Source organism: Pseudoxanthomonas suwonensis (assembly GCF_000972865.1).
GTDB lineage: Bacteria > Pseudomonadota > Gammaproteobacteria > Xanthomonadales > Xanthomonadaceae > Pseudoxanthomonas > Pseudoxanthomonas suwonensis_B.
In genome coordinates, this window is the sequence record NZ_CP011144.1 from 1,894,575 (window position 1) to 1,915,876 (window position 21,302).

Consider the following 21,302-nt stretch of genomic DNA (forward strand, 5'->3'; position numbering starts at 1 on the left):
CTTCCGCGCCCGCTGTCGATCCGCGGCGCAACACGCAAAGAGCACTTTTCCGGGGAGACACCTTGAGTACTGTCACAGGCCACCAGGACGATACGCCGGCCCCGCCGCAGCTGTCGGCCATCGCCGACGGCTTCGTCGGCGCCCGCCGCCGCGGCGCCGCGCTGGAAGGCTTTCCCGGCGCCATTCCCGAGGACCTGGCCACCGCCTACCGGGTCCAGGACCTGGCCATCGCCCGCTGGCCGGACACGGTGGTGGGCTGGAAGGTCGGCTACATCGCCCCCGAGCGCCGCGACGGGTCCGGGGACGAGCGCCTGCTGGGCCCGATCTTTTCCCGCCAGCTGTGGAATGCTACCGGTGGCAGCCTGCCGATTCCGGTGTTCACCGGTGGCTTCGGCGCGGTCGAGGCCGAGTACGTGCTGCGGCTGGAGGCCGACGTGCCGGCTGGCAAACTGGACTGGACGCCCGAAGAGGCCGCCGCGGTGCCGGCGACCCTGTTCGTCGGCGTCGAGGTGGCCAGCAGCCCGCTGGCCACGATCAACGAACTGGGGCCGCGGGTGGTGGTGTCGGACTTCGGCAACAACAACGGGCTGGTGCTGGGCCCGGCGGTACCAGACTGGGCCGTGCAGGACGAGTCGACGCTGACGGCCGAGACCTTCATCGACGGCACCAGCGTCGGCCGCGGCGGCGCGCAGCGCCTGCCCGGCGGGCTGCGCGCGGCGTTCGCCTTCGCCCTGTCGCGCTCGGCGCGGCGCGGGCGGCCGCTGAAGGCCGGCGAGTACATCGCCACCGGCAACGCCACCGGGATCCACGACATCGCCGCCGGCCAGCGCGCGCGCGTGGTGTTCGAGGGCTACGCCACGCTGGACTGCCACGCCGTGCCCGCCGGCGCGGACGGCGCGCCATGAGCCGGATGACCCGGCGCCGGCTGCTGCTGGGCGGCGTGGGCGCCGCCTGCGCCCTGCCGCTGGCGGCAGCCAGCCGCGCCTTCGCCGCCGGCGGCACGGCCTCTGCCGATGCCCCACGCGTGCTCACCGCCACCGACGTGCACGTGTCCGACTACCCGACCGTGGAGGCGGTGCGCTGGATCGGCCAGACCCTGGAACGCGAGACCGGCGGCCGCCTGAAGATCCGCCTGTACCACTCCGGCCAGCTCGGCCGCGAGGCCGAGGCGATCGACATGGCCCGCTACGGCGTCATCGACATCACCCGGGTGTTCTCCGGCGCGCTGAACAACGCCTTCCCGCTGACCCAGGCGCTGTGCCTGCCGTACGTGTTCGACTCGGTCGAGCACCTGCGCCGGGTGGTCGACGGCGACGTCGGCGACGCGGTGCTGCGCAGCTTCGAGAGCCGCGACCTGGTCGGCCTGGCGATCTACGACTCCAGCGGCCGCTGCTTCTACAACACCAAGCACCCGATCGCGCAGCCGAAGGACCTGCACGGCCTGAAGATGCGGGTGGCGCCTTCCGACATCTTCATCCGGCTGGTACGCCTGCTCGGCGCCAACCCGACGCCGATGTCGCTGGGCGAGACCTTCTCGGCGATGGAGACGCACATGATCGACGGCGCCGAGAACAACATGCGCAGCTTCCACTCCAGCCGCCACTTCGAGGCGGCCCGCTACTGGTCCGAGACCCGCCATTCCTATGCGCCGGACATCCTGGTGATGTCGCGCGCCAGCTTCCTGTCGCTGACCCCGGCCGACCGCGAACTGCTGGTGCGCACCGCGCGCGAGTCGGTGCCGGTGATGCGCGCCAAGTGGGAGGAATCGGAGACCCTCGCCCGTCAGGGCGTGCTCGACCACGGCATCCAGGCCAACGAAGTCGACCTGCCCGCGTTCCGCAAGGCCGCCGAACCGCTGCTGGAGGAGTACCGCCAGAAGCCGGAGATCGGGGACCTCTACCGCCGCATCCGCGAACTCGCCTGACCCGAACCATGACCGATACCGCCGCTTCCGTACCGGCCGGCCCCGCGCAACGCGCGCTGGACCGCATCGCCGGCATCGCCATCGCCATCGCCGCCGCCGCCCTGCTCGGGCTGGTGGTGGTGCAGAGCTGGCAGGTGTTCACCCGCTACGTGCTCAACGACTCGCCCAGCTGGACCGAACCGGTGACCCTGTTGCTGCTGGCCACCGCGATGGGCATGGGCGCCGCCGCGGGCGTGCATACCAACCGCCACTTCGGCTTCTTCCTGCTGCACGACCACGTCAAGCCGGCGGTGCGCCGCGCCATCGACGTGCTCGTGCCGCTGGTGATCATCGGCATCGGCGGGGTGATCGCGTACTGGGCGGCGGTGCTGCTGGTCGACGGCCTCGGCATCCGTGCCGCCGGCGCCAACCTGCCGCAGAGCATCAACTACCTGCCGCTGTCGCTGGGCGGCGCGCTGATGGCGCTGTTCGCGCTCAACCGCCTGGTCCTGGCACTGGCGCCGGACAGGCAGGACGAGCTTCCCGCGTCGCCGGCGCCGCAGGACGGAGACCTCTGACCATGGCCATCGCCCTGCTGTTCCTCGTGTTCGCGCTGCTGCTGGTGATCGGCGTGCCGGTCGCCTTCGCCCTGGCCGCCGCTGCGCTGGTCACCCTGCTGTACCTGGACCTGCCGTCGGTGGTGATGGTCCAGCAGATCTCGGCCGGTTCCGGCTCGGCCTCGCTGATCGCGATCCCGCTGTTCATCTTCGCCGGCGAGATCATGATGCGCGGCGGCATTTCCGAGCGCCTGATCGCGCTGGCCTCGTCGCTGGTCGGCCGCATGCGCGGCGGCCTGGGCCAGGTCTCGATCCTGTCCTCGCTGTTCTTCGGCGGCGTGTCCGGTTCGGCGATCGCCGACGTCTCGGCGGTCGGCGGCACGATGATCCCTCAGATGGTCAAGCGCGGCTACGACCGCGACTTCGCGGTCAACGTCAGCATCACTGCCGCGCTGGTCGCGCTGCTGGTGCCACCATCGCACAACCTGATCCTGTATTCGGCCGCGGCCGGCGGCGGGCTGTCGATCGCGCGGCTGTTCGCAGCGGGCATCGTCCCGGCGCTGCTGATGACCGCGGCACTGATGGTCACCGGCTATGTCGTGGCCCGCCACCGCGGTTACGGCGTCGAGGTCTTCCCGGGCTGGCGCGCGGTCCTGGTGCGGCTGGTCTCGGCGCTGCCCGGCCTGGGCCTGGTCGCGCTGATCTTCATCGGCATCCGCGCCGGCATCTTCACCGCGGTGGAATCGGCGGCGATCGCGGTGGTCTACGCGCTGCTGGTCACCGTGGTGCTGTACCGCCAGTTGCGCCTGCGCGAGTTCCTGGACACGGTCGTGCACGCCGCGCGCAGCACCGGCGTGATCCTGTTCGTGATCGCCACCGCGGCGGTATTCGGCTGGCTGCTGGCCTACCTGCAGGTGCCGTCGGCGGCGGTGGATTTCCTGCAGTCGTTCGCGCAGAGCAAGTACATGGTGCTGCTGATGATCGTGGTCATGCTGCTGCTGCTGGGCACCTTCATGGACCTGGCGCCGATGATCCTGATCTGCACCCCGATCTTCCTGCCGGTGGCCAGGGCCTACGGCATCGACCCGATCCACTTCGGCCTGGTCCTGGTGCTGACCGGCGGCCTGGGCCTGGTCACCCCGCCGGTGGGCTCGGTGCTGTTCATCGGCACGGCGATCGGCAAGATCAGCGTGGGCGAGAGCATGCGCACGATCTGGCCGTTCTGGCTGGCCGGCCTGGCGGTGCTGCTGGTGGTGACCTTCTTCCCGCAGCTGTCGCTGTGGCTGCCCGGGGTGCTGGCCTGATGACCGCGACCGGCCCGGCACCGACCGGGCGGTATCGCAGCCGCCGCTCCGGCTAGAATCGACCGACCCTTCCTCCGACCGCCTCCATGCCCGCGCGCTCCTCCCCCGCTTCCCAGGCCGCCCGGCCCACCGCCGGCAAGGCCGCGACCATCAACGACATCGCACGGCTGGCCGGGGTCTCGAAGAAGACGGTCTCGCGGATCATCAACAACTCCCCGCTGGTGCGTAAGGACACCCGCGAGAAGGTCGAGGCGCTTATGCGCGAGGTCGGCTACACGCCCGACCCGCTGGCGCGCGGCCTGGCGTTCCGGCGCTCGTTCCTGATCGGCATGGTCTACGACAACCCGACCGCGCAGTACATCGTCGACATGCAGTACGGCGCGCTGGACGCGCTGCGCGAGTCCGGCTTCGAGCTGGTGGTGCATCCCTGCGACACCCGCAGCCCCGGCTACATCGACGGCGTGCGCCGCTTCGTGCAGCAGCAGAAGCTGCACGGGGTGATGCTGATCCCGCGCGCCTCGGAGGACCAGAACCTGGTCGACATGCTGGCGGAAACGGGCTGCCGCTACACCCGCATCGTCCCGGTCGGGTTCGACGACCGCGACGGCCGCATGATCGTCACCCACGACCGCGACGGCGCGGCCGAGGCGGCCGACTACCTGCTGACCCTGGGCCACCGCGACGTCGCCCTGATCACCGGTCCGCTGGCGTACCGCTCGGCGATCGAGCGCACCGAGGGCTTCGTCGGCACTTTTGCCAAGCGCGGCATCGAGGTGCCCAAGTCGCGGATCATCGAGGCCAGCTACACCTTCGAGTCCGGCGTGGCCGCGGCCGAGAAGCTGCTGGCCGGCAAGCAGCGGCCGACCGCGATCTTCTGCGGCAACGACGAGATGGCCGCCGGCGTGTACAAGGTCGCCATGCGCGCAGGGATCAGCATCCCGCGCGACCTGTCGGTGATCGGCTACGACGACAGCCCGCTGGCCGCGCGCCTGTGGCCCTCGCTGACCTCGGTGCGCCGGCAGACCCGCGACACCGGCCGGATCGCCGCAACCATGCTGATCCGCCCGGACAACGGCCCGCTGCCGGTGGCCAGCGTGCGTCCGCACCTGATCGTCCGCGACTCCTGCCAACCCCCCGCCTGACTCCCGCGCCGCGCCCGCCTTCCGGGTGCACGGCCGATTGACGCATTGCGGAATGACACCGGTTACCAACGTCCGCTAGAATCCACCCCCAACGCACTGCCATGGCCGGTTCCGCGGCCATGGGCACCGCCCCGAGGAGCCCGTCCCCGATGTACCAGAAGACCTATTACGCGACCCACCCCGGCGTCATGCAGGGCGCCAGCAACGACGAGTTGCGCGACCTGTACCTGATCGGCGACCTGTTCGCCGCCGACGAGGTGCGGCTGAACTACACCCACTACGAGCGCTTCGTGATCGGCGGCGCCGCGCCGGTGAACCAGGCCGTGTCGCTGCCCCGGCAGACCGAGCCGGCCTCGGCCGCCGGCAAGCCGTTCCTGGAGCGGCGCGAGCTGGGCGTGATCAACGTCGGCGGCGGCACCGGCACGGTGACCGTGGACGGCACCGACTACGTGCTCGGCCCGAAGGATGGCCTGTACGTGGCCATGGGCAGCGAGGAGGTCAGCTTCGCCTCGGCCGACGCGGCCAACCCGGCGAAGTTCTACCTCACCTCGACCCCGGCGCACGCGCGCTTCGAGACCAAGCAGCTGTCGATCAAGGACGCGGTGGCACTGGAACGCGGCGCGCTGGAAACCAGCAACGAGCGCACCATCTACCAGTTCATCGTCCCGGCCACCTGCCAGTCCTCGCAGCTGCTGCTGGGCCTGACCGTGCTCAAGCCGGGCAGCGTCTGGAACACGATGCCGCCGCACCTGCACGACCGCCGCAGCGAGGTCTACTTCTACTTCGACCTGGGTGCCAACGACCGCGTCTACCACTTCATGGGCCAGCCGGACCAGCAGCGCCACATCGTCATGCAGAACGACGAGGCGGTGGTCTCGCCGCCGTGGTCGATCCACATGGGTTCGGGCACCAGCAACTACGCCTTCATCTGGGCGATGGGCGGCGAGAACCTGGACTACACCGACATGAACGTGCTGGACATCTGCCAGCTCAAGTGACGCGCGCGCGCCGCTTGGCCGCGGCGCGTCCCCCCGCATACATCCGCACGCACAACGCTCGCACAGGAAGGGTAATCCGATGACGAATCCGTTCAGCCTGGAAGGCAAGGTCGCGCTGGTCACCGGCGCCAACACCGGCCTGGGCCAGGGCATCGCGCTGGCGCTGGCTGAAGCCGGCGCCGACATCGCCGCCGCCGGCATCGTGCCGGCCGAGGAAACCGGCGAGAAGATCAAGGCCCTCGGCCGCCGCTTCCTCAACCTCGAGGCCAACCTGATCTCGATCGAACCGGTCGAGCGCCTGGTGAAGGACACCGTCGCCGGCCTCGGCGGCCTGGACATCCTGGTCAACAACGCCGGCCTGATCCGCCGCGCCGATGCGGTCGACTTCAGTGAGAAGGACTGGGACGACGTGATGAACGTCAACATCAAGTCCGCGTTCTTCATGTCGCAGGCCGCAGGCCGCCACTTCATCGCCCAAGGCCGCGGCAAGGTCATCAACATCGCCTCGATGCTGTCGTTCCAGGGTGGCATCCGGGTGCCGTCGTACACCGCGTCCAAGAGCGGCATCGCCGGCATCACCCGCCTGCTGGCCAACGAATGGGGCGCCAAGGGCGTGAACATCAACGCGATCGCGCCGGGCTACATGGCCACCGACAACACCGCCCAGCTGCGCGCCGACGAGGAGCGCAGCAAGGCGATCCTCGACCGCATCCCGGCCGGGCGCTGGGGCGTGCCGGCCGACCTCGGCGGCACCGCGGTGTTCCTGGCCAGCGCCGCGTCGGACTACGTCAACGGCGCCGTGATCCCGGTCGACGGCGGCTGGCTGGCGCGCTGAACCCCGCCCCGGGACGGCTCCAGCCGCGGGTGCACACCCGGCGCGCCGGGTGCACTCTCTCCGCATCCGCGTCCGGGGCCGGTACCGACCCTCCTCGCCCCGCCCGGCCGAGCCGACCGCGGGGCGTCTTTTTTTCCGGAGCGACCGCCATGTCCATCCGCCTGCTGCCGATCGTGCTGTTGCTTGCCGCGCTGTCGTGCGCGGACGAGGCCCGGGCCGAGGCACGCCGCGTGTTCATCGCCGGCGACTCCACCGCCGCCGGGTACGGGCCCGAGCGCGCGCCGCGCAACGGCTGGGGCCAGCACCTGCAAGGTTTCCTCGACCCGGCGCAGTTCGAGGTCCGCAACCATGCCGCCGGCGGACGCAGCGCGCGCAGCTTCGTCGAGGAAGGCCGGCTCGAGCCGATCGCGCGCGAACTGCGCAAGGGCGACGTGCTGTTGGTGCAGTTCGGCCACAACGACGCCAAGGTCGAGGACACGCGCCGCTACGACGACCCGGAAACGGCCTATCCGCAGTGGCTGATGCGCTACGTAACGCTGGCCCGCGAACGCGGCGCCACGCCCATCCTGGTGACACCGGTATCGCGGCGGGTCTGGGACTTCGGCTCGCTGCTGGACACCCACGCACGCTACACCCAGGCAGTGCGAGCACTGGCCGCGCGCGAACAGGTGGCGCTGATCGACCTCAATGCCAGCAGTGCGGACTGGCTGCGCGCGCTCGGCGACGAGACTTCGAAGGCCTACTTCGAGCACGTCCCCGAACGCGGCGTGCGCGACGACACGCATTTCAGCGCCGCCGGCGCGACCCTGGTCGCCTGCCTGGTGGTGCGCGACTGGAAGGCGCTGGATCCGTCGCTGGCCGGGCACGTTGTCCGCGACACCGATTGCGGCGCGCCGGCCAGCGCACGCGCCGACCTGGCCGCGCAGCCGCATCCTTCATCGGTGGTGCACGAACGCGATTTCGCCCGCCGGCAGCCCGGCCCGCACGGCGGCGCCGGCACCACCACCGCCCATCCGCTGTTCACCGACGCACCCGGCCTGCCGTTCGTGATGCGCAAGCGCGTGCTGCACCCGGGTGCCGGCATCGGCCTGCACCAGCACCACAAGGACGAGATCTACTACGTGCTCTCCGGCCGCGGCCGCTACGTGATGGACGGCAAGGCCTACGAGGTCGCCGCCGGCAACGCGATGCTGACCCGGCCCGGCAGCACGCATGCGATCGAGCAGGTCGGCGAGGACGATCTGGTTTTGCTGATCGCCTATCCGGTCGATCCGCGCTGAAGCTGAACAACGTTTTCGTCACTTTGCTTAACGCGGTTTTTGTCCTGCATCCGCACCGGTAGCCGTTCTTCTGGATACAACACGTTCCGTCGCTCCGCATTTCGGAGAAGACATGATCCGGGGGAATCTGCTCATGCTGTCGTGTGTCGTTCCGCTGCCTGTCCCGCACGCGCATCCTCGTTCCGCGTGCATGCCCACGAGTCTGCCGCCCGCGCCCGGGGCCTGTCCGCGCTGACCTCCGGTCCTGAATCCGACGCCTCTCCGCCGCACGACGGCGGTGATCGCGTCCCCGGAATTCAGGCCGTTGTCATGGAGCGATGGCAGGCTGCCGATGCCTGCCCGCGCAGGGGCCGCGATGGCGAACCCGCCTTCGTTTGCCCGGATGGAATCCAGGAGCACGACATGGCGGCTGTTCCCGATATCCGCAAACGCTGCATCATCTGGCTGGGCCGTCCCGCGCCGCAGGAGCGCGAACTGCTTGCGGCCGCCGGATGGGAACTGCGCGTGATCGAGGATGCCGGCAGCACGCGCATCGGCTTGCGCGGCGGCGACCAGGTCGCCGCGCTGGTCGACCTGCGCGGCGCCGACCGCGCCTGGCTCACGGCGATGCGCGACCTGCTCGCGCGCCATCCCGACCTGCCGCTGGTGACGCTGGGCGAGGCCGACGACGCGCGCCACGTCCCGGCCGGAATATCCGGCGGCTGCCTGTTCACGCTGCGCGAGCCGCTCGACCTCCAGCAGGTCAGCCGGCTGCAGCAGGTGGTGGAAGGCGACCAGGCCGGCAACGATCCGGACAGCGACAGCCTGATCGGCAACAGCCCGGCGCTGCTGCAGGTGCGCGCGAACCTGAACAAGTTCGCCCCGATCGACCTGCCGGTCCTGGTGACCGGCGAAACCGGCACCGGCAAGGAACTGGCCGCGCGCGCGCTGCACCGGCTGTCGCCGCGTCACGCCGCGCCCTTCATCGCGATCAACTGCGGCGCGCTGCCGCCCAACCTGGTGCAGGCCGAACTGTTCGGCCACGAGCGCGGTGCGTTCACCGGCGCTTCCGCGCGCAGGATCGGCCTGTTCGAGGCCGCCGACGGCGGCACGGTGTTCCTGGACGAGGTCGGCGACCTGCCGCTGGATGCGCAGGCCAACCTGCTGCGGGTCCTGCAGGAAGGCACGATCGAACGCATCGGCAGCCACCGTTCGATCCACGTCAACGTGCGCGTGCTCGCCGCCACCCATGTCGACCTGGAGCAGGCCGTCGCGCAGGGACGTTTCCGCGAAGACCTGTTCTACCGGCTGGACGTGCTGAGGCTGCACATGCCGCCGCTGCGCGAGCGCGGCAACGACGTCGAACTGCTGGCCAGGCACTTCCTCGACGCGTTCCGCCGCCAGCACCGGGTGCGCGCGCGCGGCTTCGATGCCGGCGCGTGGCGCGCCCTGCGCGAGCACGCCTGGCCGGGCAACGTGCGCGAACTGCTCAACCGGGTGCGGCGCGGCGCGGTGGTCAGCGAGGGCGACCTGATCGGCATCCAGGCCCTGCAGCTGGAGGGCGCGGCCGCTACCGGCGCGGCCGCCGAAGGCCTGGACGGCGTTCGCGTGCAGGCCGAACGGGAAGTGGTCCTGTCGGCCCTGCGCAACTCGGGCTTCAACGTCAGCGAGTGCGCGCGACGGCTGCGCGTCTCGCGGGTCACCGTCTACCGGCTGTGCAAGAAGCACCAGCTGGAGCTTGAGGCACTACGGCTGTAGGAGCCGGACTTGCCCGCGACCCGACGCCGTCGGCACAGGCGACGTCCTTATGGTCCCGACGCCCGTGTCGCCGACTGAAGTCAGCTCCTACAGGAGAGCGGCCGTGCCGCAGTTGTTGTAGGAGCCGGGTTCAGCCGGCGACCCGACGCCGTCGGCACAAGCGACATCTTCCTGACCCCGACGCCCGTGTCGCCGACTGAAGTCAGCTCCTACACAGGAGAACGGCCGCGTCGTGGCTGTTGTAGGAGCCGGGTTCAGCCGGCGACGCGACGCCGCCGGCACAAGCGACGTTCTCGTGATTCCGGCGCCCGTGCCATCGCCAGCAAGCCGGGCCCCTACAGCGAATACGGCAACCGGAAACCGAGGGTAAAGTCCGGCGCGTCCGGGGTCAGTCCAATGCCGAGCAGCCCGACCATGGTCGCTTGCTCGTTCAGCGCGTAGGTGACGCCGAGGTTGAACATCGCCGAGTTGGCGTCGCTGCCGATCACCTTGCTCCACGGTTGGCCGTCGTAGCGCGTGCGCGCGCGTGCGCTGAGCCGGTTGCTCAGCGACATGGAGAAGCTGGTGCGTTCGTTGAACGCGAACGCCACCCCCGCGCCGAAGTAGAACGAGTTGCCCAGCTTGACGTCGCCGGGGTTGACCGTGGCCGGGTTGTTGTCGATGTCGTCGAAGCTGGCCTCGCGCGAGTAGGTGTAGCCGATGTTGCCGAACATGATCGCCGGATCGCTGGTCTTCACCGCGGACAGCCCGACGCTGGCCTGCCAGGCGCCGTTGCCGGTGGGCTGCTTCTCCGGCACGGCGAAGCGGATGAATTCGTCGTCGTCGCGCTCGAGTACGATCCACGGGATCCCGTAGGGCTCCTGCCCGGTGGGCGCGGTGACGCCGAAGTTGAGCACCGTCTCCGGCCGGCTGTTCTTCTCCGGCAGCAGCAGGAAATTGCCGCTGAAGGTGACATCGCCAATGCCGCTGCCGGTGGTTTCCTCCTGCGCGATCGCCCCGGCCGCGCCGCCGGCGCCGCCCTTCTGGTAGATGGTCTTGCGCCACAGGTAGGGGACGTCCATGTTCAGCGTCAGGCGCGGGAGGACGCCCCAGCGAGCGGCAAGGTTGTAGTTCACCGTGTCCGACTCGACGTTCTCGATGGCGATGCTGCCGAGGAAGATCGCGTCCAGCGCGAGGAAGCCGTTGAGGGTGAGCTGCTTGCGGTCGTAGCGGTTGTAGCTGAGTCCGTTCTCGATCACGAAGCGCTGGGTGAACAGGGTCCGGGTCTGCTCCTTCACGTCGGACACGCTGCGGCTGACCGACTCGGCGCGCGCCTTCTCCGCCTCGGCGGCGGTGCTGGCATAGCCCTCCTGCGAAGGCGGCGGGGCCGTGGACGACGGGGCCGGCGCCGCCTGGGCGGTGGCGGCCGCCGCAGCCGCCGCGGCCGGTGCCGCCACGACCTGGCCGGCGGCAGGCACCCGGCCGGCCAGACGCGCCTGCAGCGCCTGCACCTGCATGTCTAGTTCGCGCAGGCGGCGGACCTCCTGGGCATAGGCGGCCTTGAGCTCGGCCAGATCCTGGGTGAGCTGGCGCAGTTCGGCTTCGTCGGCGGGCGTGGCGCCCTGTGCCTGCTGCGCCACCGCCAGCGGCGCGAACGCGGACGCGGCCAGGGCCGCGACGATGGCCACGGGCAATGCCGGGCGGGATACGGCCGGAGTCTTCCTGATCACCTGCTTCTCCTTAGGTTGGTCTGGCCGTCAGTACCCGATCGCGATGCCACGGCTGAGCGCGATCGCCTGCGCCACGTTCTGTCCGAGCACGGGCCGCCCCTGGGTCGTGTTGCGGACCACTTCCAGTTCCATCCAGTTACTGGCGCGCTGGCCGTCGGCGGCCAGCTGGATGGTCTGGCCCAGGCCGCTGCGGCCGATCCACTGCTCGACCGCGCCCTGGCCGTCGATCTGCAGCAGCACCCGGACGGCGTTGTTCTCGACTTGGGCCACGGCGTTCATGCCGGCCACGGTGGTCGTGGCGATGGCGGTGGTCGCCGGCGCCGACAGGGGGGCGGACAGCGACGGCGCCGACGGCAGGGGCAGGGGCGCCGTCGCGGACGCCACCGGCGCTTCCGACGCAGGGGAGGCACCGGAGGCTTCGGACGGCGGCGGCTGGTCGCGCACGGTGACGTGGGCGATGTTGTGGGCCAGGTTGCCGTCGCCGGCTACCTGGACGCTCTGGGTCACGCCGGTCACGTTGGCCAGGCCGGCGTTGTCGATCTCGCGCAGCCCGGACGGCACCGGTGACGGGGCGTCGATCGCGGTGATGCTCACGTGCGGTTGGAAGGTCACGGTCGGCTTGCCGGGGCGGCTCGCGTCCATCGCCACCTTCATGGTGCTCTGCAGCTGCGCCCCGCTCTGGGTCTGCCAGGTGGACACCATGGTCACGCCGAACCAGGCCACGGTGTTGCTGTTGACCGTGTAGCGGCCGCGCATGTCGCCCATTTCCTCGTCGGTCAGCTCGACGAGCCCGCTGGCGGGGGACGGGGTCGCCGCCGCATCCGTCGGCGGCTGTTGCGCCAGGGCGGGCAGCGCGGCCGGTGCGGTCGCCAGTCCTATGGCGATGCAGAGCGTGCGTTTTCCGGTCATGGTCGGCTCCCTTCAGAACAGGTCGGCATGGGAGAAACCGAAGTCGAGCAGCTCGGCGTCGGTGATCGGCCCCTGCCGTGCATAGAGCGCCTTGGCACTGGGCCGGGTGCTGGGCTGCAACAGGACCGTGTTGCGGTCGAAGTCGGTGCCGATAACGACGAACACCGCCCGCGACGGCCACGAGTCAAGGAATACGGGCAAGGGGACGACCCGGTTGCCCAGGATCGGGTCGCCGATCTCGACCAGGTCGCCGCGCACCTGCTTGAGCACGACGAAGTGGCGGAAACCGTTCACGTCCATCAGCACGAGGCTGGGGACGCGCAGCTGGCGCAGGCGGTCCTCGTCGACCCGGTAGCCGCGCCCGCGCATACCCAGCGATTCGACGTAGCGCTTGATGTCCAGCAGGGAGAAGCCGCGCTCGCGCACGATCTCCGGGTCGGCCAGGGCGAGCATGCCCTCGATCACCGTGTCCTCGTCGGCGTCCAGGTGGTAGGCGTAGCGCAGGATCGTCGCCAGCGAGGCGGCGCCGCAGCTGTAGTCGGTCTTCTGCCGGACCAGGTGGCGGTAGCGCGACTCGCGCATGCTCTCCACCGGCAGGTGGTACAGCGCCCCGTTCGGCAGCACGCCGGAGAAGGCCACGTCGGCGGCCCTCGCCGGCTGCGCCGGAACGGCGAAAAGCAGCAGCAACAGCATCAGGCTCGGCGTCGGCAGTCGCGACATGGCGGCAGGTTCCTGTTGCGGTCGGTCATGGAAGAGGTCCGCCGTCCATGGAGTGGAAGCCCCGTCCCGCGGGGGAGGCGGGACGGGGCGTTCCGTGAGTTCCCGGCCACGGCGGATGGCCGGGAGTCACTCCTTCATCCCGTGACGGGATGTTTCATGCGGACCGGCTCACTCGCCGCCGGGCGGGCCGGACGGCGGCGGCGCCGCCGACGGCTGCGCGACGGCCAGGGCCAGGCTGTTGGCCTGCTGGTTGCCGGTGCCGGCCGACACGTTCACACCGATGTTGCCGGTCGCGCGCGCGAAGGCGTCGCCGGACAACGAGGCGGTGTTGGTCGTGTAGGTATCGACGACGTTGCGCGCAATGGTCACGTAGCCGCTCAGGCTGGCCCACAGGTCGGCGTAGCCCAGTTCGACGAAGACCAGCTCGCCTTCCTCGCTGCCCTCGTAGGTGCCGCCCTCCGTCGTGTCGAAGGAGAAGCCGCCCACGCCTGCCCGGTTCGGGTTCAGCGCCGCACCCTGGCTTTCGGCGTCGTAGTCGATGTGGCCGTTGTTGCCTCCGCTGGGATGGCTCGATCCCGTCCACACGTCGGCATACAGGTTGTTGGCCTGGACTTCGTACCCTTCGCCCTCGTACGAACCGCTGCTGGTGCCCTCGTAGACGCCGGCGCCGACGGCGATGGTGGCGCCGCTGACGCGGCCGGACAGCGAGATGCCGATCTGGTCGTATTCCACGGTGCGCGACGGCGCATTGGCCACGAAGTTGCCGGACGACTGCTGGTTGGAGCTGACCGCCGCCGAAGCGTAGCGGGAGGTCGCGACCGAGGCGGTCAGTGCGTTCTTCTGCTGGTTGTTGTTGCCGGAGGTGACGTTCACGCCGATGTTGCCGGTGGCGTCGGCGAACGCGGCGTCGCCCACGCTGGCCCAGTTGGTCTGGCCCAGGTTCTTGGTGACGTTGGCGGCACCGGTCTGCTGCACGAACACCTTCGAGTCGGCCAGGCCGAATGCGAAGCTGGCGTCGGCAGCCGACAGCGCAGCGGCGTTGTCCTGCTGGTTGTTGTCGCCGGCGGCGACGTTGAACTGCAGGTTGCCCTCGCCCTCGGTGGCGGTGTTGCCGCTGATCGTGGCGCTGTTGGTCAGCGTGTCGTTCAGGCCCAGGTTGCCGGTGTTGGTCTGGCGGTTGTCGATCACCGCGATCGCCGCGGAATCGATCTCCAGGTCGCCGGAAACCGTCGGGTTGCCGCTGAAGTTGATGCTCGACGTCAGGGACAGGTCGGACTCGAGCTCGGCCGACACGCCGTGCTCGTCGACTTCCTTGTTGATGCTGATGTCGTGGTTGACGTTGACGTCTTCGTCGTGGGTGATGTCGTTGTCGACGACGAGGCGGTTGTAGTCGATCACGGTCGAGCGGTCGAACGAATCGCTGTACGAGATGTCCTTGGTGATCGTGGTGCTGCGATCGAAGGAGTCGCTGTACGAGGTGTCGACCGTGTGGGTCGCGGTCGAGGTCCGCTCGAACGAGTCGCTGTACGAGGTTTCCACGTCATGGGTGATCGTGGTGGCGCGGTCGAAGCTGTCGCTGTACGAAGTATCGACCGTGGCGTTACGCTCGAACGAGTCGCTGTAGGAGATGTCCTTGCTGAGCGTGGTGGTGCTGTCGAAGCTGTCGCTGTACGAAGTGTCGACAGTAGCGGTGCGGTCGAACGAATCACTGTACGAGGTGTCGACGGTAGCGGTACGGTCGAACGAATCGCTGTACGAGGTGTCGATGGTAGTGGTGCGGTCGAACGAATCACTGTAGGAGATGTCGGTATCGACCGTGGTGTTCGTCGTCGAGTTGTTCTCGACGTTGTTGGTCCAGTTGTTCTCAGCGTTGTTCGTCAGGTTGTTCTCGACGTTGCTGGTCCAGTTGTTCTCGACGTTGTTGGTCCAGTTGTTCGTGATGTTGTTTTCGATGTTGTTCACGACCTGGGCGTTGGCGGCCGTCGCGGCGGCAATCGCCACGGCAAGCACGGTCCACTTCAGATTCCCTTTCATGGTGTCCTCTCTCTCTTGCTCTTGGTTGGGTGGATTACCGCCTTCACGGGCCCGGAGGGAGCGACAACGTCAGGACGTTGCCGGTCTCGTTGGCCGAGCCCGCGATCTGGTTGAGTTGCAGCACGCCCTCGAACCCGCGCAGCGCGGTGGCTTCCACTGCCACGTTGCGGCTGGCGGTCCTCCCCGCCGGGTCGGGGGCGGGCTGCCGCTCCGCCGACGCGGAAACGCTGGAGGACAGCAGGCTGTCCGGCGTCTCGCGTATGCCCTGTTGCGCCAGCAGCAGCGCCACCGCGTTGTATTCCGCGTTGCCGCTGCCGCTGGCCTGGTTGATCGATGCGATGCCGCTGGCGCCGGCGAGCGCGGATCCGCCGATCGTCGCGCTGGCGGCCAGCGGGGTGTCGTACACGTCGTCGCTGCGCGCCTGCCGCACGCCGACCTGCACGCTGGCGAAGTCGCCCACCGCCAGCGCGCGCAGGTTGGACTGCTGGTTCAGGTCGCCGGCGGCCATGTTCACGGCGATGGCGCCGCTGCTGCCGGCCAGCACGCGGTCGTCGATGCGCGTCTGCGCCAGGTAGCCGATCATTTCGGCGTAGTCGTCGCCCGCGCGTGCGCGGCCGCTGGCCAGCGCCGCGGCACAGGCGATCGCTGCCAGGAACAGGAGCAGGCGCCTGTCCCAGGGTGCGAGGCCGGCCCGTGCGCTCACGGACCGGTCCCTTGGCCGCCGGTCGGGAACTGCGACAGCGCGCCGGTCACGGTCGGGGCGATCCCGCGGGTGGCACCGGTGATGGCGCCGGTGGCCCCGCCGACGCTGCGGCCGAAGCCGCTGCCGGAAAGGACGCTGCCCTCGCCGACCAGCCGGCCGGTCGAGCCCTGCAGCGCGCGGTCCGTCATCTGCTGCGGCAAGGTGCCGCCGCGTGCGTCGACCCGGCCGGAGGACATCCCGGCGATCTCGTCGTCGGACATCTCGCCGGTGCCGAGGCTATGGTCGATCTCGCGGTTCGGCGTCGGATCGACGATCAGGGCGATGCTGGGCGGCGCCTTGCGGTAGGCGTGGCGGGCGTTCACGTCGCGCAGCAGCACGATTTCCCCGCGCTCGGGATGGACGCCGACATGCGCATCGGCGGCGCGGGCATCGGCCGGCGCCGCCAGAAGGGCGAGCAGGGGCAGGCAGACAAGGCTTCGAGGCATGGACGCGTTCCCCGCGGTTAGGCGGGAACAACAGCGCACGACCCGTGCCAAGCATTTTTTTCCTTCAGGAACAGTGGCTTGCGGAAATCCCCGGCACCACGACCGGCGGCCGGTGTTACATCTCCGCAGCGGCGCACCGCGCTGCTTCGCCCGGCAAGGCCCGTCGTGGCTGGGTTTGCCGGTGCTGTTTCATTGCTGATACACCCCCGGCGCCGGGTTTACACCCGCTTAGAACAGTTGGCCCTGCGGCGACGCCGGGCGCGGCGGGACGAAGCGGCTGCCATCCAGGGGCGCCGGCGGCACGTCGGCGTAACCGAAGCGCCGGTGCGCCAGCGCGAACCGCTGCGCGAGCAGGTCGGCGTACTGGCCGCGGCCGCGCATGCGGGCGCCGAAGGCGGCCTCGTAGTCCTTGCCGCCGCGCATCTGCCGCACCGCCGCCATCACCCGGTCGGCGCGGTCGGGCAGGTGCGCCTGCAGCCAGTCGCGGAACAGCGGGGCCACCTCATGCGGCAGGCGCAGCAGCACGTAGCCGGCGCTGCCGGCACCGGCCGCGCGCGCCGCCTCCAGCACCGCTTCCAGTTCGTGGTCGTTCACCCAGGGAATCGCCGGCGCGAACATCACGCCCACCGGGATGCCGGCCTCGTGCAGCCGGTGCATCGCGCGCAGCCGCGCGTGCGGCGCCGCTGCGCGCGGTTCCAGCCTCGCGCTCAGGTGCGGATCCAGGGTGGTGACCGAGAAATGCACCTGGACCAGGCGCTGTTCGGCCAGCGGCTGCAGCAGGTCGATGTCGCGTTCGACCAGCGCGTTCTTGGTGATCAGGCTGAACGGGTGGCGGCATTCGAGCATCACCTCGATCAGGCGCCGGGTCAGCTGCAGGCGCCGTTCCGCCGGCTGGTAGGCGTCAGTGTTGATCCCCAGCGCGATCGGGCTGGGGCGGTAGCCGGCACGGGCGAACTCGCGGCGCAGCAGTTCCGGCGCGTTGGTCTTGGCGAAGATCCTGGTCTCGAAGTCCAGGCCGGGCGACAGGTTGAGGTAGGCGTGCGACGGCCGCGCGAAGCAATAGCTGCAGCCGTGCTCGCAGCCGCGGTAGGGGTTCACCGACTGGGAGAAGCCCACGTCGGGCGAATCGTTGCGGGTGACGATGCTGCGCGCGGTCTCCTCGCGCAGCTCGGTGCGCGGGCGCGACGGATCAGGCCCGCTTTCGGCCTCGGCCGGCGCGGCCCAGCCGTCGTCCAACGCTTCGGCTGTGGTGACCTCGAAGCGGCCGGGCAGGTACTGCCGCGAACCGCGGCCCTTGATCGTCTCGGCCATACGGCAAAGGCTACGCTGGCGCCGTCTCAGTACCGGCGACCATGCCCGGCGCGGACAGCCGGCGGTCATGTTCCGGCCGGCGCGCGAAGCTCGCCTAGAATCCTGCCATGACCTACTTCGACGCCGCTTGGGCATGGCTGGACGATCCACCGCGTCTGGCCCTGTACCTGGGCCTGGCCTGGCTGGCCTACCTGTTCGGACTGGGCCTGTGGATCGTGCTGCAGAAGCGCGAGCCGGTCGCCACCCTCAGCTGGGTGATGTCGCTGGCGCTGCTGCCGTACGTGGGCTTCCTGATCTATTTCCTGTTCGGCCCGCAGAAGATCCAGCGCCAGCGGCTGCGCCGCGGCCGTTCGCGCTCGGGTCTGGAGCAGTTCGCCGGGCCGCTGGCCGGCAACCCCGACTGCGTGGAACTGGCGCGGCTGGGCCAGGCCACCACCGGCCTGGCGCCCTCCAGCGCCACCGCCGTGCAGTGGCTGGTCGACGGCCACGCGACCTACGGGGCGCTGCTGGAGGCGATCGCCGCGGCGCGCCACCACGTGCACCTGGAGTACTACATCTGGAACCCGGACCGCACCGGCCTGCGCCTGCGCGACGCGCTGGTCGAACGCGCGCGCGCCGGCGTGCAGGTGCGCCTGCTGCTGGACGCCGTCGGCTCCGGGCGCATGCGCCGGCGCCACCTGCAGCCGCTGGTCGATGCCGGGGCGGAAGTGTGCTGGTTCCATCCGACCCGGCTGCGGCCCTTCAGCCGGCCCTGGCTCAACATGCGCAGCCACCGCAAGATCGTGGTCGTCGACGGCGCGACCGGCTTCGTCGGCGGGATCAACGTCACCGACGAGCAGGACGAGGTCCTGTACCCGGGCGCCTACCGCGACCTGCACGTGCGGGTGGACGGCGCGGTCGTGCGCAGCCTGCAGCTGGTGTTCGTGGAGGACTGGGTCTACGCCAACGGCTGCGAGGCGCGCGTCTTCGGCGACGCCGGGTACTGGCCGGACCTGGCGCACGGCCCGGTCGGCGCGCAGGTCCTGGTCTCCGGCCCGGATTCGTCCTGGGAAGCGATCCATCGGGTGCACGTGGGCGCGATCCACGAGGCCCGCCGCCGGGTGTGGCTGGTCACGCCCTACTTCGTGCCCGGCGAGGCGGCGCGCATGGCGCTGACCTCGGCCGCGCTGGGCGGGCTGGACACGCGCCTGCTGGTGCCACGCTGGAGCGATTCGAAGCTGGTGACCCTGGCCGCGCGTTCCTACTACGACGAACTGCTCAGGGCCGGGGTGCAGGTCTACGAGTACGGGCCGCGCATGCTGCACACCAAGGCGCTGCTGGTCGACGAGGACCTGTGCGTCGTCGGCAGCGCCAACTTCGACCACCGCAGCTTCCGGCTGAACTTCGAGGTGTCGCTGCTGCTGCGCGACCTAGGCAGCTGCGAATCGCTGGCGCAGCTGCTGGAACGCGAGTTCGCGCGCGCCCGGCGCGTGCGCGTGGACCGGCCCATGGGCCTGTGGCGGCATCGGCTGCCGGAGGCGTTCGCACGCCTGCTCTCGCCGCTGCTTTGATGACGACGGGCGGGCGGCGGCGGCGGACGCGCGGTGGCCGCGGCGGCCGTCGAGGCGTCATCATGGCCGCGCCTGGCCGTATCCCGCGACCGGGCGGCACCCATCGGGGAGGTTTGCGATGCACTGGCTCTATCTTCTGCTGGCGCTAGGCGCCCTGCTGCTGGCGATCACCACCGTGCACGGCTGGTTGCTGCTGCTGTCCCTGCTGGCCGCGCTGGCGCTGTTCGTGGCCTGGATCCGCGGCTGGTACCTGGAGCGCATCGGCGGACGCCAGCAGGACGAGCTGGCGATGATCGACCCGGTCGAACTGCGCCGCCTGCGCGAGCTGGTCGAGGCGCGCAAGCGCGAAGCGGCCAATCCCCCGCCGCAGGATCCGACCTCGCCCTCGGCATGAGCACCCGGATCAGCGTCAACGTCAACAAGATCGCGGTCCTGCGCAATTCGCGCGGCGGCCACGAGCCGGACGTTACTGCCGCCGCGCGCGCATGCCTGGAGGCGGGCGCGCACGGCATCACCGTGCACCCGCGGCCCGACCGCAGGCATGTCGTCGCCGAGGACCTGCCGCCGCTGGCCGCGCTCACGGCGCAGTTCGGCGTGGAACTGAACATCGAGGGCAATCCGTTCGCACCGCCACGACCCGGCTATCCCGGGCTGCTCGCGCTGTGCGAGCAGGCACGGCCGGCGCAGGTGACCCTGGTCCCGGACAGCGACGGCCAGCTCACCTCTGACCACGGTTTCGCCTTCGACGGCGACACCGCCGCGCTGGCCGGGCAGGTCGCCGCCTTCGCCGCGCTCGGCTGCCGGGTCAGCCTGTTCGTCGACGCCGGGGTGGCATCGCTGGAGCGCGCCGCCGCGCTGGGCGCGCACCGCGTCGAGATCTATACCGGGCCTTATGCGCAGGCGTTCGCGGAAGGCGATGCCGACGCGGCCTTGCGCCTGTGCGCCGAGACCGCGCGGCGGGCACAGGCGGCCGGACTGGGCGTCAACGCCGGCCACGACCTGTCGCAGGCCAACCTGGGCGCGTTCCTGGCCGGAGTGCCGGACGTGCTCGAAGTGTCGATCGGGCACGCGCTGGTCGGCGAGGCCCTGTACGACGGCCTGGATGCCACGGTCCGCGCCTACCTGGCGATCCTCGGGCGGGGCGGCGGGGCCTGAACACCGCGCCGGGCCGCACCGGTGCCTTCCTCCGTTCCTGCAAAAGAAAACGCCGCCCGAAGGCGGCGTTTCCAGCTGCTTGGCGTTGCGGGTTCCCGCCGCTGCAGGAAGCGGGAGCCGCAGGCCTCGCGGTTACTGCTGCACGAAGTTGATCTTCTTCATGTCCGCGTTCTTGGCCGCGGCCAGTACCCGGGCCGTGACCTCGTACTCCGAATCGTTGCTGGCGTCGATGCGCAGCTCCGGCTGGTTGGTCGGATCGCGCTGCACCTCGGTCTCCATCATCTGCAGAAGCGAGGTGACCGACACCGGGCTGTTGTTCCAGAAGACCTGGTTGGAAGCGTCGATGCGCAGCTCGATCGGCGGCGGCGGCTCCCTCGTGACCGGCGGCGGGTTGATGACCCGCTGCGGCAGGGCCACGTCGATCGGATAGGTCATGATCGGCGCGGTCACGATGAAGATGATCAGCAGCACCAGCATCACGTCCACCAGGGGCGTGACGTTGATGTCGGCCATGGGGCCTTGGGAACCGGAACTGAAAGCCATGGCTCAGTGACCCTTCTCTTTGGTGGCGACGAAGCCGATGTCCAGCATGCCGTTGCGCTGGGCGATCTGGGTGACTTCGCTGATCGTGCGCATCTTGGTGGTACGGTCGCCGCGCAGGTTCAGCTTGGGCTGAGGCACCTGCTGGGCGGCGCTGGACAGACGCGACTCGAGGATCTCGCGGGTGATCTCCTCGTCGCCCCAGAACAGCGAACCGTTCTCCGTCACCGAAATGGTGATGGGCATGGTCCGCGCCTCTTCGTCGTCCTTGGCGACCACATCCGTTTCCGGCAGCTCGATCTTCACTTTGTGCTGCATCAGCGGCGCGGTGATGATGAAGATGATGAGCAGCACCAGCATCACGTCCACGAGGGGCGTGACGTTGATGTCGGCCATCGGGCCGCCGCTGTTGTCCGAACTGAAGGCCATG

General features: G+C 69.9%; 21 protein-coding genes. 12 read left to right on the forward strand and 9 right to left on the reverse strand.

Going from position 1 to position 21,302, the window contains the following annotated elements:
* Window positions 1-62: 62 nt before the first annotated feature.
* The 9 genes from WQ53_RS07900 to WQ53_RS07940 all read left to right on the forward strand — a co-directional run bounded on the left by WQ53_RS07900 (window position 63) and on the right by WQ53_RS07940 (window position 9,756).
* Window positions 63-905, forward strand: a complete 843-nt coding sequence (locus WQ53_RS07900; protein WP_428992276.1) for a 2-keto-4-pentenoate hydratase — start codon at window positions 63-65, stop codon at window positions 903-905.
* On the forward strand, window positions 902-1,924 hold the full coding sequence (locus WQ53_RS07905; protein ID WP_052631654.1) for a TRAP transporter substrate-binding protein: 1,023 nt from the start codon (window positions 902-904) through the stop codon (window positions 1,922-1,924). Before WQ53_RS07900 ends, WQ53_RS07905 begins: the two co-directional genes overlap by 4 nt.
* 8 nt (window positions 1,925-1,932) lie before the next feature.
* Window positions 1,933-2,481 (forward strand): TRAP transporter small permease, encoded by a 549-nt coding sequence (locus tag WQ53_RS07910; protein ID WP_052631656.1) that lies wholly within the window; start codon window positions 1,933-1,935, stop codon window positions 2,479-2,481.
* A gap of 2 nt (window positions 2,482-2,483) precedes the next feature.
* Window positions 2,484-3,764, forward strand: coding sequence for a TRAP transporter large permease (locus WQ53_RS07915; protein WP_052631658.1), 1,281 nt, complete (start codon window positions 2,484-2,486; stop codon window positions 3,762-3,764).
* Between the two features lie 86 nt (window positions 3,765-3,850).
* Complete coding sequence (locus WQ53_RS07920) at window positions 3,851-4,906, forward strand: LacI family DNA-binding transcriptional regulator (protein WP_052631660.1); 1,056 nt, start codon at window positions 3,851-3,853, stop codon at window positions 4,904-4,906.
* Window positions 4,907-5,055: 149 nt separating this feature from the next.
* Entirely contained in the window at window positions 5,056-5,904 is an 849-nt protein-coding gene (kduI, locus tag WQ53_RS07925; protein ID WP_052631662.1) for a 5-dehydro-4-deoxy-D-glucuronate isomerase, read from the forward strand.
* Window positions 5,905-5,983: 79 nt separating this feature from the next.
* Window positions 5,984-6,739 carry a 2-dehydro-3-deoxy-D-gluconate 5-dehydrogenase KduD gene (kduD, locus tag WQ53_RS07930; protein ID WP_052631664.1) on the forward strand — a complete coding sequence of 252 codons (756 nt, stop codon included), beginning with the start codon at window positions 5,984-5,986 and terminating at the stop codon, window positions 6,737-6,739.
* 149 nt (window positions 6,740-6,888) lie between these two features.
* Window positions 6,889-8,019 carry a GDSL-type esterase/lipase family protein gene (locus WQ53_RS07935; RefSeq protein ID WP_052631666.1) on the forward strand — a complete coding sequence of 377 codons (1,131 nt, stop codon included), beginning with the start codon at window positions 6,889-6,891 and terminating at the stop codon, window positions 8,017-8,019.
* A 402-nt stretch (window positions 8,020-8,421) separates the two neighbouring features.
* Window positions 8,422-9,756, forward strand: a complete 1,335-nt coding sequence (locus tag WQ53_RS07940; RefSeq protein WP_052631668.1) for a sigma-54 interaction domain-containing protein — start codon at window positions 8,422-8,424, stop codon at window positions 9,754-9,756.
* Window positions 9,757-10,091: 335 nt separating this feature from the next.
* Here the strand turns inward: WQ53_RS07940 and WQ53_RS07945 are convergent, their stop codons facing one another.
* The 7 genes from WQ53_RS07945 to WQ53_RS07975 form a co-directional block, all read right to left on the reverse strand.
* A complete protein-coding gene (locus WQ53_RS07945; RefSeq protein ID WP_428992283.1) occupies window positions 10,092-11,423 on the reverse strand; it encodes a hypothetical protein in 1,332 nt (443 codons plus the stop codon).
* Window positions 11,424-11,492: 69 nt separating this feature from the next.
* Window positions 11,493-12,374, reverse strand: coding sequence for a hypothetical protein (locus tag WQ53_RS07950; protein WP_052631671.1), 882 nt, complete (start codon window positions 12,372-12,374; stop codon window positions 11,493-11,495).
* 12 nt (window positions 12,375-12,386) lie between these two features.
* Window positions 12,387-13,094 carry a C39 family peptidase gene (locus WQ53_RS07955; protein ID WP_052631673.1) on the reverse strand — a complete coding sequence of 236 codons (708 nt, stop codon included), beginning with the start codon at window positions 13,092-13,094 and terminating at the stop codon, window positions 12,387-12,389.
* Between the two features lie 168 nt (window positions 13,095-13,262).
* Complete coding sequence (locus tag WQ53_RS07960; protein WP_052631674.1) at window positions 13,263-15,128, reverse strand: hypothetical protein; 1,866 nt, start codon at window positions 15,126-15,128, stop codon at window positions 13,263-13,265.
* Window positions 15,129-15,171: 43 nt separating this feature from the next.
* Window positions 15,172-15,831 carry a hypothetical protein gene (locus WQ53_RS07965; RefSeq protein ID WP_330217149.1) on the reverse strand — a complete coding sequence of 220 codons (660 nt, stop codon included), beginning with the start codon at window positions 15,829-15,831 and terminating at the stop codon, window positions 15,172-15,174.
* Window positions 15,828-16,316 carry a hypothetical protein gene (locus tag WQ53_RS07970; RefSeq protein WP_052631676.1) on the reverse strand — a complete coding sequence of 163 codons (489 nt, stop codon included), beginning with the start codon at window positions 16,314-16,316 and terminating at the stop codon, window positions 15,828-15,830. Before WQ53_RS07970 ends, WQ53_RS07965 begins: the two co-directional genes overlap by 4 nt.
* A 228-nt stretch (window positions 16,317-16,544) precedes the next feature.
* Complete coding sequence (locus WQ53_RS07975) at window positions 16,545-17,627, reverse strand: PA0069 family radical SAM protein (RefSeq protein ID WP_052631677.1); 1,083 nt, start codon at window positions 17,625-17,627, stop codon at window positions 16,545-16,547.
* Window positions 17,628-17,734: 107 nt separating this feature from the next.
* On the opposite strand from WQ53_RS07975, the gene cls reads away from it, so the two are divergent.
* The 3 genes from cls to WQ53_RS07990 all read left to right on the forward strand — a co-directional run bounded on the left by cls (window position 17,735) and on the right by WQ53_RS07990 (window position 20,332).
* Entirely contained in the window at window positions 17,735-19,177 is a 1,443-nt protein-coding gene (gene cls, locus WQ53_RS07980; RefSeq protein WP_052631678.1) for a cardiolipin synthase, read from the forward strand.
* 118 nt (window positions 19,178-19,295) lie between these two features.
* Window positions 19,296-19,571 carry a hypothetical protein gene (locus WQ53_RS07985; protein WP_052631679.1) on the forward strand — a complete coding sequence of 92 codons (276 nt, stop codon included), beginning with the start codon at window positions 19,296-19,298 and terminating at the stop codon, window positions 19,569-19,571.
* The gene (locus WQ53_RS07990) at window positions 19,568-20,332 is read left to right on the forward strand and encodes a pyridoxine 5'-phosphate synthase (protein WP_052631680.1); all 765 of its coding nucleotides are present in this window, start codon (window positions 19,568-19,570) and stop codon (window positions 20,330-20,332) included. The genes WQ53_RS07985 and WQ53_RS07990 overlap by 4 nt, the downstream gene beginning before the upstream one ends.
* Before the next feature lie 132 nt (window positions 20,333-20,464).
* Here the strand turns inward: WQ53_RS07990 and WQ53_RS07995 are convergent, their stop codons facing one another.
* Both WQ53_RS07995 and WQ53_RS08000 read right to left on the reverse strand, forming a co-directional pair.
* Window positions 20,465-20,875, reverse strand: coding sequence for an ExbD/TolR family protein (locus WQ53_RS07995; RefSeq protein WP_052631681.1), 411 nt, complete (start codon window positions 20,873-20,875; stop codon window positions 20,465-20,467).
* Between the two features lie 3 nt (window positions 20,876-20,878).
* Window positions 20,879-21,301, reverse strand: a complete 423-nt coding sequence (locus WQ53_RS08000; RefSeq protein WP_052631682.1) for an ExbD/TolR family protein — start codon at window positions 21,299-21,301, stop codon at window positions 20,879-20,881.
* Between the last annotated feature and the right edge of the window lies 1 nt (window position 21,302).

Excerpts from the sequence above, each read along its gene's own strand:
- WQ53_RS07940 (WP_052631668.1), top strand. The coding sequence starts at position 8,422 with ATGGCGGCTGTTCCCGATATCCGCAAACGCTGCATCATCTGGCTGGGC.
- kduI (WP_052631662.1), top strand. The coding sequence starts at position 5,056 with ATGTACCAGAAGACCTATTACGCGACCCACCCCGGCGTCATGCAGGGC.
- WQ53_RS07985 (WP_052631679.1), top strand. The coding sequence starts at position 19,296 with ATGCACTGGCTCTATCTTCTGCTGGCGCTAGGCGCCCTGCTGCTGGCG.
- kduD (WP_052631664.1), top strand. The coding sequence starts at position 5,984 with ATGACGAATCCGTTCAGCCTGGAAGGCAAGGTCGCGCTGGTCACCGGC.
- WQ53_RS07990 (WP_052631680.1), top strand. The coding sequence starts at position 19,568 with ATGAGCACCCGGATCAGCGTCAACGTCAACAAGATCGCGGTCCTGCGC.
- WQ53_RS07970 (WP_052631676.1), bottom strand. The coding sequence starts at position 16,316 with ATGCCTCGAAGCCTTGTCTGCCTGCCCCTGCTCGCCCTTCTGGCGGCG.
- WQ53_RS07935 (WP_052631666.1), top strand. The coding sequence starts at position 6,889 with ATGTCCATCCGCCTGCTGCCGATCGTGCTGTTGCTTGCCGCGCTGTCG.
- WQ53_RS07955 (WP_052631673.1), bottom strand. The coding sequence starts at position 13,094 with ATGTCGCGACTGCCGACGCCGAGCCTGATGCTGTTGCTGCTGCTTTTC.
- WQ53_RS07975 (WP_052631677.1), bottom strand. The coding sequence starts at position 17,627 with ATGGCCGAGACGATCAAGGGCCGCGGTTCGCGGCAGTACCTGCCCGGC.
- WQ53_RS07920 (WP_052631660.1), top strand. The coding sequence starts at position 3,851 with ATGCCCGCGCGCTCCTCCCCCGCTTCCCAGGCCGCCCGGCCCACCGCC.
- WQ53_RS07995 (WP_052631681.1), bottom strand. The coding sequence starts at position 20,875 with ATGGCTTTCAGTTCCGGTTCCCAAGGCCCCATGGCCGACATCAACGTC.
- WQ53_RS07905 (WP_052631654.1), top strand. The coding sequence starts at position 902 with ATGAGCCGGATGACCCGGCGCCGGCTGCTGCTGGGCGGCGTGGGCGCC.
- WQ53_RS07950 (WP_052631671.1), bottom strand. The coding sequence starts at position 12,374 with ATGACCGGAAAACGCACGCTCTGCATCGCCATAGGACTGGCGACCGCA.
- WQ53_RS07960 (WP_052631674.1), bottom strand. The coding sequence starts at position 15,128 with ATGAAAGGGAATCTGAAGTGGACCGTGCTTGCCGTGGCGATTGCCGCC.
- cls (WP_052631678.1), top strand. The coding sequence starts at position 17,735 with ATGACCTACTTCGACGCCGCTTGGGCATGGCTGGACGATCCACCGCGT.
- WQ53_RS07910 (WP_052631656.1), top strand. The coding sequence starts at position 1,933 with ATGACCGATACCGCCGCTTCCGTACCGGCCGGCCCCGCGCAACGCGCG.
- WQ53_RS08000 (WP_052631682.1), bottom strand. The coding sequence starts at position 21,301 with ATGGCCTTCAGTTCGGACAACAGCGGCGGCCCGATGGCCGACATCAAC.
- WQ53_RS07915 (WP_052631658.1), top strand. The coding sequence starts at position 2,484 with ATGGCCATCGCCCTGCTGTTCCTCGTGTTCGCGCTGCTGCTGGTGATC.